A 12,182-nucleotide genomic window follows, 5' to 3' on the forward strand; every position below is an offset into this window, starting at 1 on the left:
CCACCATGAAAACGCCCACCACCATCGTCGTCGCGATCGCCGCCATCGCGACGTTTGCATCACCTTCGCTGGCGACACTCTGCCAAGTCGACTTCGACTTGATCGGCGACGGTCAGTGGTGGCGAATTCTGACGGGGCACTTCACACACTTCGACGGTTCACATCTGTTCTGGGACCTGCTGATGTTTGGTGTCCTAGGCGCGGTTTGCGAATGCAGACACCGTCGGTTCTTTCCCTTCGCCATGGCCTTCATGGCTGCAGGGATCACCGCGTCGATTGCGGTCTGGTGTGACGGCATCGACGTCTATCGTGGGCTCAGCGGAATCGACACCGGACTGTTCGTCTGGTTCGTCATCGACCAATGCCGGGCAAGCTGGATGGCCAATGACAAAAAGTCAGCCGCACTTTGGCTAGTTCCGGCAATCGGATTGGTAGGAAAATCAATCTTTGAAGCGCAAACCGGCCAAACCGTATTCGTCGACTCATCAACCTTCACACCACTGGTCCAGTCCCACTTAGCCGGCGCCGCAATCGGCGTGGTCTGTGCATCAGCCCATTATCGAATCCCGATCCAACGGCTAAGCGCGTTCCAAAACGGTTGGTTCAGTACCAAGCATAGCCGTGCGACCAGCAGTGCTCGCGGCGTATGAACCCGAACGGCAAGAGACGTGGCAATACCAACGTGCTGTTGGATTTCAGATCGATAAAGCAACGCTACCGCACTTCATCAACCGAGTAACGTGATTGGGTTTTGACGCGTCCATCGATCGATTTGCTCGGGATTTGCGCCAACTCGATCTAGCAAGATCTTCGCCATTGTTGGCATCGTTGTCGCGCATCCTGCAAAGTGCCTTCGATCGGCGGCCCAGGCTGCGCCATCCGAATCCACGTGAACCGTTTGATCGCCTAGCGTGTATTGCCCAGGACCGAGACCGGCCGCGCCGATCGCATCGGTGACAATGATCACTCGGTCATCAGGGATGCATTGCAAATAGTTCCGCAGTGCAAAATCGGGTACGTGGTGGCCATCGGCAATCAACGAAACCGAAACACGATCACTGCGAGCGAGCACTCGCTGGATGATGTTGTCGTGACGCGGCAACATCGCCGGACAACCGTTGCCTAAATGCGTATACAGCGTTAACCCCGAATCGATCGCCGCGTCAAGCTGATCGCCCGACGCGTCCGAGTGACCACCGGCCACCACGATTCCTTGTTCGGTTAAATGGCGAGTTACCACTGCGTTCAAATCCATCTCGGGGGCCAACGTCAGCAGCCGAACGTGACCGCCTCCAGCCTCCACCAAGCGACTCGCTGTCTCGACGTCAGCTTTCATGACAGCATCCTTCGGATGCGCACCGACATATCCATCGACCGGGCTGATGAACGGACCCTCGACATGAATCCCAGCGATCACTGCCGACACTTCGGAAAACGAATCAATAGCGACCGCGATCCGTCGGATTCGCGAACGCATTGCTTCGATCGGCGCTGTAATGATGGTGGCGAGAATTTTGTCGACACCGTCCGCTTTCAAACGCACGCAAACGTCAACGATCGCTTCATCGCTGATTTCATCGGCATTGAGGTCGACACCCGCGTATCCATTGACTTGCAGATCAACGAAGCCCGTCATGCCGACCGTTCCAGTGTCTTCACAGTTTCAGGCGAAAGCTTGGCCGCCGATGCTTCGTCGATAATCAGCAGCGTTTGATCGTGGCTTTTCAAGATGCTTGCTGGTACGGCAGGTGTGATCGGGCCCTCAATCGTCGCCGCAACGGCGACCGACTTTTGAGAATCCGGAACGCTGCAATAGATTTTGATCGACTTCAAAATCTGCTTCACTGACATGCTGATCGCGTGCGTGGGGACATCATCCAGCTGTGCAAACCACCCTTCACCAACCTGCTGCATGCGACAAGGACGATCCAGTTCGACGAGCAAGTAGGGATCCGCCGTTTCAAAGTCCGCGGGCGGATCGTTGAAGGCAAGATGTCCGTTCTCGCCGATTCCGACCAACGCGACGTCGATTCGCGATTCGCTGATCAACCGGCTGGCTCGCTGAATGGTTTCGGCGGGATCTTGGTCGCCGTATAGGTACTGAAAGTCGGCAAGCGGGACGCGATCAACGAAACGTTCCTTCAAGTAACGGCAAAACGACGCAGGGTGTTCCGCGGACAAACCAACGTACTCGTCCAAATGAAAACCGTTGACAAGTGACCAGTCCACGCCATCGGCTTTGACAAGGTTCTCCAAAACTTCGAACTGTGATGCACCCGTCGCGACAATCAAGTTTGCATGACCATGCTGCTGGATGGCATTTCGCAAATCTTCGGCGGCTCGGTCAGCCACCAGTCGCCCCATGGCATTTCGGTCAGCGGTTAAGATCGTTTGCATGGGTTATTAGTGGGTAGGTCGAACAATGTCGTGTGAGAACAAATAATGTTGAGACGAAGTTTAATCGTTTTCGTATTCGGATGCTGCTTGGTATCGATCAGCGGCGCGCAGGCCGACGATGCCGTCAAACAATCAGCGTCCGATGCCGAGATTCGTGTTCTGGCGGCTGACCAGCGACCCGACGACGCGCGAATCGGCGAGCTGAAGACGCTCAATGGGCACTTCCCATTCCACGTGCCCGCCGATCCTGCCGCTTGGCACGCTCGCGCCGAATCACTGCGTCGTCGGGTCTTGGTCGCCTGTGGTCTTTGGCCGATGCCTGCAAAGACGCCGCTGAATGCAAAGATCTTTGACAAAGTTCTGCGTGACGGTTTTTCGATTGAGAAAGTTGCTTTCGAAAGTCTGCCGGGGCACTACGTCACCGGCCTGCTGTTTCGGCCCACCGATCCCAAAGAGTCAACCGATGAAACGACCACTCAAACCAAACGTCCTGGTGTTTTATCGCCGCACGGCCACGGTGGACGCAACCAAGCGTTCACCGATCAAGAACTGGCGAACCAGATCGCGACCGGCGGCGAACACTTTGCTTGGTCCGGGCGAACTCCGAAACTTGCCAGATGTGCACAACTTGCCCGCATGGGATGCGTAACGTTCATCTTCGACATGCTCGGATATGGCGATTCCGTGCAAATTCCTTTCGAGATCGCTCACCGTCACGCAGGCGCTAGGCCCGAGGAAACGGCCGGCAATCCAGATGGATGGATCTTCTATAGCCCCGAAGCCGATCTACGACTGCAATCGATCATGAGTCTGCAGAGCTGGAACGCAATTCGCGCACTCGATTTTTTGGAATCTCTGCCTGACGTGGACGCCGATCGGCTGGCGGTCACCGGTGGCAGCGGCGGCGGCACGCAATCGATTTTGCTCGGTGCGATTGACCAGCGAATCAAGGTCTCGTTCCCCAACGGCATGGTGTCGACCTCGATGCAGGGTGGCTGCTACTGCGAAAATTGCAACCTACTGCGGATTGGCACGGGCAACGTTGAATTGGCGGCGTTGTTCGCGCCACGACCGCAGGCGATGACGGCCGCCGATGACTGGACATCCGACATGATGAACGATGGCTATCCGGAACTGAAATGGTTGTACGCGATGATCGGCAACGAATCCGATGTGCATTGTCGTCCGATGCTGAACTTCAAGCACAATTATAACTACGTCACCCGCGCGACGATGTACCAGTGGATGAATCGCCATCTAAAGCTTGGCCTTGAAGAACCCATCATTGAACAGGACTTCAAACCCTTCGACGAATCAGAAATCACCGTTTGGGGTGACCAACATTCGGCGCCCGCCGAAACCGGCATCCCTCATGAACGTTCGGTGTGTGGTTGGTTCGATGATCAAGCGAATCAAGTATTGGCTTTAGACAAACCCATGACCGAACAAGACATCGATCAATTTCGCCAAGTTGTCGGCGGAGCTTGGCAAACCATGATGGGCGCTGATGTCGCTCCCGAAACTACGTACCGCGAAGTGGCATCGCAATCAACAAAACACCGAAAATGGACTCTTGGACTGGTCCGCGCCACCGCACTAGGCAGTGAATTGCCACTCGTCACGGTGATGCGTGCAGAGGGCCCCGATGCTTCGAAAGGAATCGTGGTTTGGACGGCTAGCGGCGGCAAAAACTCTGTCTGGAAAGACGCCGGATCACCCGGCACACCGCTGTACCGAGTCATCCAAGCCGGCTTCACCGTGATGCTGCCCGATTTGATCGGACAGGGTGAATTCCTGGACGGTAGCGATGCATCAAACACACAGCGAGTCATCGACGACCCTCGCTCTTATTCTGCTTTCACGTTCGGATACAACCCAACGCTAGTTGCCTCACGTTGCCAGGACCTGCTAACGCTTGCTGCCCACGCCCATTCCCTGAAACCGACGCGAGTCACGTTGATTGCCACCAAGGGCACGGCGGCTTGGGCCGCGCCCGCCGCCGCGATTGCTGGACCGTCGATTAATCACGCAGTCATCGATACCGACGGTTTTCGGTTTGCATCGGTCACCAACTATCGTGATCCCAATTTTGTGCCGGGATCGGTAAAGTACGGTGACCTACCAGCAATTTTGGCGCTTCGTGCCCCCCACTCACTGCACTTCCTTGGTGAAACGCCGTTACCCCGCCTGGTCGCCGATGCGTTCAAGTTCTCCGCCTCGCCCCAGAAGGATTCCAAGGTGAATGACGAAATCAATTCGTTGATGGATTGAGAGTAGAATGAACGTCTTCGCAATCAGAATCTCCGGATTGGCATTGGCCACGGATCCCACCTTTTGAGTTCTTCATGAACACCCCAGTCGCTTTGCTTCGCGCCCTCGTGATTCTATTCGTTGCCGGTCACACCATCGCCGCAGCCGATTTCCCGGAACTGTTCAATAGCGAACCGATCTCGGACGAAACTTTGATGCCAGCGGATGAAGCAGCAGCAAATTTTCAATTGCCCGAGGGCTTTCGCGCCAGCGTCTTTGCAAGCGAACCAGATGTGCAAAACCCGATCGCGATGACCTGGGATTCGAAAGGTCGATTGTGGGTGGCCGAAAACTACACGTACGCCGAACGCACTCAGCGATTTCAATTGGATCTTCGCGACCGTGTCGTGATCTTTGATGGCACCGATGGCGATCACTTCAAAAAGCGCACTGTGTTCACTGACAACGTGCAAATGTTGACAGGCATCGAGGTCGGCCATGATGGCGTTTGGTTGATGTGTCCGCCAAAGCTGATCTTCATTCCCGATCGCAATCACGATGACATCCCCGACAATGATGGCGAAGTGATCTTGGACGGATTCACGGTTGCCCAAGCTAACTATCACAATTTTGCGAACGGACTGCAATTTGGACCGGACGGTTGGTTGTACGGTCGATGCGGCGGGTCGTGCCCCGGTCGTATTGGTAAACCGGGGGCGCCTGACCACACACGATTAGCCTTAGAAGGTGGCATCTGGCGTTATCACCCCATCACCGGACAGACCGAGGTGCTGACCACGGGGACCACGAATCCATGGGGCCATGACTGGAACAACGTCGGCGAAATGTTCTTCGTCAACACAGTCAATGGGCACCTTTGGCACATGATTCCCGGCGCCCACTTCACTCGCCCGTTCACACTTGACCCAAATCCACGCACCTACGAACTGATCGACTTCCACGCCGACCATTGGCACTTTGACACCAAGGGGGCGTGGAACGAGTCTCGTGATGGAGTGGCCAATGCTTTCGGCGGTGGCCACGCGCACTGCGGAACGATGATCTATCAAGGCGGACGTTGGCCGGAATCCTACAACGGTAAACTGTTCACACTGAATTTCCATGGCCGCCGGGCAAACCAAGAATTCCTAGAACCCAAGGGCAGTGGCTACATCGCCCGCCACGGTGATGATTTCATGCTATCCGCGGATCCGTGGTTCCGCGGGATGGAACTGTCCAGTGGCCCCGACGGAAACGTCTTTGTGTTGGATTGGGCGGATGCGGGCGAGTGCCATGAACACACGGGCGTCCACCGAACCAGCGGTCGAGTCTTCAAGATCTCAAGCGACTCGCAGCACGATACATCGGAGACCGCCCACACGGATCTGCAAACCTGGACTACTCAACAACTCGTTGCCACTCATGATCAACCAAACGACTGGCTAGTCCGCCAGGCTCGCCTGGAACTGGCACGCCGGCATGCCAAAGAAGTTGACATGTCCGACGCAGTCGCGATCTTGAAACAGTCGATCGCAGATCCAACGGATGAAACCATTTTGGTACAGTCGCTGCTGACGCTGCATTCGATTGGCGGGACCGATCATCAATACTTGGTCGCGGCCCTTGATCACGCCAATCCACACGTTCGGTCTTGGATCATTCGCATGCTGACCGAAACGTGGCCAATCGATGACGCGCTCGGCCTGGCATGGATGGAACCAACGATCGCAAAATCGGTTAACGACCAAGCAAACGACCTGATCACAAAGCTCTGCGAACTTGCCAGCACAGAACCCGCCGCAAGTGTTCATTTGACGCTCGCATCAACGATCCAACGACTGCCCGTTGCTCTGCGACCGTCGTTGGCCAAGGCACTTGTTGGTCACGTCGCGAATGCCGACGATCACAACTTGCCGCTGATGATCTGGTACGGGCTGATCCCTGTCTCGATGGAAGATCCGACACAACTCGTCGATGTCGCCATGGCTTGCCAATTGCCGACGACACTGCGTCTGATTTCTCGGTCGTTGGCCGAACAGATCACCGAGCATCCAGAGGCAATCAACAATCTGCTTGCTGCCACGGCCAAGCAAAGTGACGACTCGTTCACGACCACCGTATTGATGGGTATCAGTGAGGGACTAAAGGGTTTAGCATCGGCACCCCAACCGGAATCATGGAACCAATTGACGAGTCTCGATTCACCCGCGATCAAATCGTACGTTCGCGAACTGAGCGTCGTTTTCGGGGATGGCCGCGCGATCGACGAACTCAAAAAAATCGTCAGCGGTAAGGTCCAAGCCGATGACGAAATCCGATTGTCGGCGCTAGCGTCGTTGATCCAAAACAACCCCGATGATCTGCGTCAGATTTGCGAGAGCCTGCTTCAGAATCCGAAAATGAACGTATTGGCCGCGCAGGGTTTGTCGAGGTTTGACGACCCCGAAATCGGAAAGGCGTTGGTCAAATCCTACAACCGATTCCGTGCTCCCCAGCGGCCCAAGATCATGTCGATCCTGGCGTCACGTCCGTCATTCGCAACCGCGATGCTGGCCGCCATCGAGAAGGGGTCCATCAATCGCCAAGATCTGTCTGCCTTTCAAGTACGTCAAATCCACAGCATGAACGATGCAGATTTAACGAAAACAGTGGGCGAAGTTTGGGGCGAAGTTCGCGATACGCCCGACGCCAAACAAGCGACGATCGATTCGCTGAAGAAGTCACTCGTTCCGAAACAATTGGCCGAAGGCGACAAGAGCCAGGGTCGGGCGTTGTTTGCCAAAGCCTGCCAAACTTGTCATCGCTTGTATGGCGAAGGTGCCCAAGTGGGTCCCGATCTGACCGGCGCGAACCGGGCGAACTTGGACTACTTGTTGACCAATATCATCGACCCCAGCGCGGTGGTCGACAAAGACTTTCGGATGACCATTTTGTTGCTTGAAGACGACCGAATCGTGAACGGATTGGTGACCAGCGAAAATGAGCGAACGTTGTCGATGCAAACAGCAACCGAATCATTCACGATTGACAAAGCAACCATCGCGTCGCGAAAGATCACCGAGAAATCGCCCATGCCGGATGGCTTGTTCGACACGTTATCGGCCGATCAAATCCGTGACCTGGTCGCCTACTTAAGCCATCCCAGCCAGGTACCCATGCCAACCGGTGATGCCAAGCCGTAGCCGGCGATAGTGCAGCTAACATCTGCCAGGATCCCGTTCATAAACGGGATCAATCCTTGGCTGGTACTTGTCCAAATGCTTCGCTAATCAGTTTGCGAACTCGCGCGCCGCTGGACTCGGCCATCGCCTGTTCCGCAACATTTTGAAGCGTTTTGATATCGAGCTTCGACAACAGCGCCTTCAATGCAAAAATCGAAGGCGACGACACCGAAAACTCTCGCAGCCCCAACCCCACCAGCAGTGCAAAGCTGGCGGGATCGCTAGCCATCTCTCCGCAAATGCACAGGTTCTTCCCACAACGTTTCGCCGTAGCGACGGTCTGGGCGATGGCAGCCAGCACGGCAGGGTGTAACGAATCGTAATAATGACTCACGGACGAGTTCCCTCGATCGGCCGCCAACAAGTACTGGATCAAGTCGTTGGTACCGAGCGCGAAAAAGTCAACTTCTTTTGCAAAATGAGTTGCCATCGCGATTGCACCTGGAACTTCGATCATCACTCCAAGCGGCACGTCAGGAATCGTCCAACCCTCGTTCATCAGATTCTGTTTGGCTTCGGCAACGACCATCTTGCACGCTAATACTTCATCCAACGTCGTGACCATTGGAAACATCAACTTGACGTTTCCGTGAGTCGCCGCCATCAAGATCGCTTCGATCTGCGTGCGAAACATATCGCGATGGTCTAACGAGACTCGCACACTTCGCCAACCCAAGAACGGATTGAGTTCTCGCGGCGTATCGAAGTAAGGCAACGACTTGTCGCCACCGATGTCGAGTGTCCGAACCGTCACCGATTGACTAGGAAACCCTTCAACGACGCGGCGATAGATTTCATATTGTGTTTTGCGATCTGGAAAACTTGCTCGCGCCATGTAGGGCAATTCGGTGCGGTAAAGCCCAACGCCTTCGGCACCAAACTGCTGAGCGATTGAAACATCGCTTAACAAACCGATGTTTGCACGCAGCGTGACTTTTGTCCCGTTGACCGTGACCGCGTCGCGCGTCTTGAACTGCTCGAGTTCCTCTTGATGGCGAAGACCGTCAATTTTCAGACGTCGATATTCGGATCGAATTTGCTTGGCGGGCTCGATATGCAACGCGCCGCTTGCCGAATCCAAAATCAAGTTGTTGCCCGGCCGAATTCGACGCGTCGCGTCGGCAACGCCCACCAACGTGGGAATACCTAACGATTTGGCGATGATCACCGCATGTCCGTTTGAATCGGACGCTTCCAAAACCAATCCCAAAATGCGTGCGTGATCCAATAATGCGATATCGGACGGCAACATTTCCTTGGCGACGACAATGGCTTCGTAAGGCAACTGAATGATGTCACGCACCTGTCCGCTTAAATTCGACAACAACCGGCGACCGATGTCCTCCATGTCGGCAGCGCGTTCCTGCAAGTACGGATCGTCCAACCGGCGAAACGCTCGGACGTAGTCTCCGATCACATGTTTGATCGCCGATGCGGCACTCCGTCCGTCATGGATGTCGGCACGCAGTTTCTCCAACAAGACTCGGTCCTGAAGAATCATCAAGTGACTATGGAAAATTGCTGCATCTTCTTCGCTGAGTCGCTGGGCAACTCGCTTTTCGAGACACAACGTTTCGATCTTTGCTTTTTCAATCGCCTCGGACAACCGTTCCTGTTCGGTCCCCAAATCGAAGGGTTCGTCATCGCCAATCTCTGACACGCCAAGATCTTCGTCGATCAGATAAGCCGGCCCCATCGCAACGCCACCGAAACCTAATTCGCCCTTTAACAATAGTGAATCAGTTGGCTCGACCCGTTCAGCGACGACCTGACCATCGGTGCCGACCGGAACGATGGCAACGTCCGTTGATGGCGAATCGTTGTTCCTGAAAGGTTCGTGATCGAGTTGGTCCAACAAACGAGCACTCGCAACGACTGCTGACAACTGAAACGCGATCGTCGTCAACGTGCTGATCTCGATTGGGCCAAACTGGCGCGGCTCGATGGTTTGGATCGCCATCACGCCAATCAAACGTTGACGATCTTGCAGCGGAATGCCAAGAAACGAGTGATAGATTTCTTCGTTCGAATCGGCGATGTAATGGAACCGCGGATGCGATTGCGGTTCACCCACATTGACGATGCTACGAGTTTCCGCGGTGTATCCGATCAAACCTTCGTTGAAACCCAAACTGATCCGACCGGTCGAATCGGATGCCAGCCCCAGAGTCGCTCGCAACACCAACCGATCATTTTCGCAGAGGTAGATCGAACAAACTTCGGACTGCATTCGATCGGCAACCAAACGAACGATATTCCGAAGCGTTTGATCGAGCCCACTCGATTGCAGGATCAGCTTGCTAATGTCCTCCAACGTCGAAAGCCCTAGTCGTTCGCTCTTCGCTGTGTCGGTATCGCGGATTGAATGAGGTTGAACCATGAATCAGCAGACGTCAGCGGAAGCGACGTTGAACGGGCAGACAGAGAATGGAAGGGTCGTAAGAAAGGTTCTGACGTCCTCGCAATCAGCATACCGAATCACAACGATCGACGCCTTCACGACCTCGGATCCCATGAAATCACTTGCAGACACGCAGAAACTAACCTTCGAATACGATTCTTAACAATCTAGCGAGCTAAAGAATGCGGTTTGCCACGATGACTGGCAAGACGAATGCCTTACCAGCGGGCATGTTTCGCTCAATCTGCGGGCATGAAAGATTGACGAAGACGCTTACTGGAAACCCAAGCCCCCGAAGACACCGTTTATCAGCAATTCGACGCCCTCAACAGACACCTTGGCATGAATGAAAGACGAGGTACGGTAACTGCTATCGAGTTGCTGCCGTACGCGACTCTTCTGCTGTTTCCCCAATTTTCGATCGGTCCATGCTCCATGGAGGCTAAGTTCCCCAACTATCGTCACACCAAGATCATTGCGACTCTGGGCCCAGCAACGGAATCGCGCGAGAAGCTAAGTCAGCTGATCAATGTTGGCGTCGATGTATTTCGATTGAACATGGCTCATGCAACTGGCCAGTGGGTCAACGATGTGATCGGATTGGTGCGAGAAGTTTCGGCCCAGATTGGTCGCGACGTCGCTGTGATGATCGACGTCAAAGGCCCCGAGATTCGGACCGGCAGCGTCGACGAACCGATTGAGTTAGTCGCTGGTGAGGAACTGCACCTGTACACCGCCAACGCTGAAGCTCCGATCGAAGGCGAGAAAAGTGTTTCGGTGAACTACCCAGACTTGCCACGCGACATTGACGTTGGCGCGACAGTGTTGATCGACAGTGGATTGATGCGACTGAAAGTTATTTCGAAGACCACCACTACCGTTCGATGCAAAGTGCTAACCCCCGGTTCGATCGGGTCACGCCGACACATCAACCTGCCTGGTGTCGAAGTCAACTTACCGGCACTGACCAAGAAAGACGAAGCCGACTTGATCGCGGGCATTGCTGCGGGCGTGGACTTTGTGGCACTTTCGTTTGTCCGCCGAGCTGCCGACATCCACACGCTTCGCAAATTTCTGGACGAACGCGGATCCAACGCTCGCATCATTGCAAAAATTGAAGAACAAGCCGGCGTTCGGAACATGGACGAGATCATCGACGCGGCTGACGCGATCATGGTCGCGCGAGGTGACCTGGGAATCGAAATCGATTACCACCGCTTACCACTGGTTCAAACTCAGTTGGTCAGCGCATGTCAGTTGCGTGGCAAACCCGTGATCATTGCGACTCACCTTTTGGAATCGATGATCCAATCACCGATTCCAACTCGCGCAGAGATTTCCGATGTTTCCAATGCTGTTCGCGAACAAGCCGACGCGGTCATGTTGTCAGGCGAAACGACGACGGGTCTATATCCACTTGAATCTGTCGATGCGCTCAAGAACATCATCCAAAGTATCGAACCATCGGTCAGCAGTGACTTGAACTCGCGGATTGAACTGCTTGAACCAAAAGCAAAGATGCTGCGAGCGGCAGCGGTACTGGCCCAAGATCTCGGTCAGTCGGGTATCGTTGTGTTCACGCGCAGCGGATTCCTGGCGTATGTGCTTGGCGCATTGCGACCGCGCGGCGTACCGATTTTTGCGTTCACGGACGTCGAATCGACCTTCCGACAATTGCTTTTGCCTTGGGGTGTTGAACCATTTCTGATGGAATTTTCAGACGACCCCGAACAAACAATTCAGGACTCGTTAGACAGGTTGAAACAGAACCGTTGGTGCGTTCCTGGTTCATGGTTGGTGGTGATCACCAATGCGCTAGCGAACGAAAAAGTGATCGACACGATGCAACTTAGAAAAGTCGAGTGACTAAGTCTTGCGATGAATGCGAATCGCAAGTTCGAAACCATCGACTC

General features: G+C 54.6%; 7 protein-coding genes. 4 read left to right on the plus strand and 3 right to left on the minus strand.

Annotated elements, in window-relative coordinates; translation table 11 throughout:
- Positions 1-5 precede the first annotated feature (5 nt).
- Positions 6-650 carry a rhombosortase gene (rrtA, locus tag Poly59_RS03450; RefSeq protein WP_146532638.1) on the plus strand — a complete coding sequence of 215 codons (645 nt, stop codon included), beginning with the start codon at positions 6-8 and terminating at the stop codon, positions 648-650.
- Positions 651-727: 77 nt separating this feature from the next.
- Here rrtA and Poly59_RS03455 read toward each other — a convergent pair whose 3' ends face one another.
- Both Poly59_RS03455 and Poly59_RS03460 read right to left on the minus strand, forming a co-directional pair.
- A complete protein-coding gene (locus Poly59_RS03455) occupies positions 728-1,636 on the minus strand; it encodes an N-acetylglucosamine-6-phosphate deacetylase (RefSeq protein ID WP_146532639.1) in 909 nt (302 codons plus the stop codon).
- Positions 1,633-2,397: a glucosamine-6-phosphate deaminase gene (locus Poly59_RS03460; protein WP_246151346.1), complete on the minus strand. Its 765-nt coding sequence runs from the start codon at positions 2,395-2,397 to the stop codon at positions 1,633-1,635. The genes Poly59_RS03455 and Poly59_RS03460 overlap by 4 nt, the downstream gene beginning before the upstream one ends.
- Before the next feature lie 45 nt (positions 2,398-2,442).
- Between Poly59_RS03460 and Poly59_RS03465 the strand changes: the two genes are divergently transcribed.
- Positions 2,443-4,668: a glucuronyl esterase domain-containing protein gene (locus Poly59_RS03465; protein WP_146532640.1), complete on the plus strand. Its 2,226-nt coding sequence runs from the start codon at positions 2,443-2,445 to the stop codon at positions 4,666-4,668.
- A 74-nt stretch (positions 4,669-4,742) separates the two neighbouring features.
- Complete coding sequence (locus Poly59_RS03470; RefSeq protein ID WP_146532641.1) at positions 4,743-7,829, plus strand: PVC-type heme-binding CxxCH protein; 3,087 nt, start codon at positions 4,743-4,745, stop codon at positions 7,827-7,829.
- A 49-nt stretch (positions 7,830-7,878) separates the two neighbouring features.
- On the opposite strand, the gene ptsP is transcribed toward Poly59_RS03470, so the two are convergent.
- A complete protein-coding gene (gene ptsP / locus Poly59_RS03475; RefSeq protein ID WP_146532642.1) occupies positions 7,879-10,248 on the minus strand; it encodes a phosphoenolpyruvate--protein phosphotransferase in 2,370 nt (789 codons plus the stop codon).
- A gap of 363 nt (positions 10,249-10,611) precedes the next feature.
- Here ptsP and pyk point away from each other — a divergent pair, with 363 nt between their 5' ends.
- Positions 10,612-12,135 carry a pyruvate kinase gene (pyk, locus tag Poly59_RS03480; protein ID WP_246151347.1) on the plus strand — a complete coding sequence of 508 codons (1,524 nt, stop codon included), beginning with the start codon at positions 10,612-10,614 and terminating at the stop codon, positions 12,133-12,135.
- Positions 12,136-12,182 lie beyond the last annotated feature (47 nt).

The sequence above is a fragment of the Rubripirellula reticaptiva genome (assembly GCF_007860175.1).
GTDB lineage: Bacteria > Planctomycetota > Planctomycetia > Pirellulales > Pirellulaceae > Rubripirellula > Rubripirellula reticaptiva.

Coding starts and splice junctions, on each gene's coding strand:
- rrtA (WP_146532638.1), top strand. CDS start 6: ATGAAAACGCCCACCACCATCGTCGTCGCGATCGCCGCCATCGCGACG.
- Poly59_RS03455 (WP_146532639.1), bottom strand. CDS start 1,636: ATGACGGGCTTCGTTGATCTGCAAGTCAATGGATACGCGGGTGTCGAC.
- Poly59_RS03460 (WP_246151346.1), bottom strand. CDS start 2,397: ATGCAAACGATCTTAACCGCTGACCGAAATGCCATGGGGCGACTGGTG.
- Poly59_RS03465 (WP_146532640.1), top strand. CDS start 2,443: ATGTTGAGACGAAGTTTAATCGTTTTCGTATTCGGATGCTGCTTGGTA.
- Poly59_RS03470 (WP_146532641.1), top strand. CDS start 4,743: ATGAACACCCCAGTCGCTTTGCTTCGCGCCCTCGTGATTCTATTCGTT.
- ptsP (WP_146532642.1), bottom strand. CDS start 10,248: ATGGTTCAACCTCATTCAATCCGCGATACCGACACAGCGAAGAGCGAA.
- pyk (WP_246151347.1), top strand. CDS start 10,612: ATGAATGAAAGACGAGGTACGGTAACTGCTATCGAGTTGCTGCCGTAC.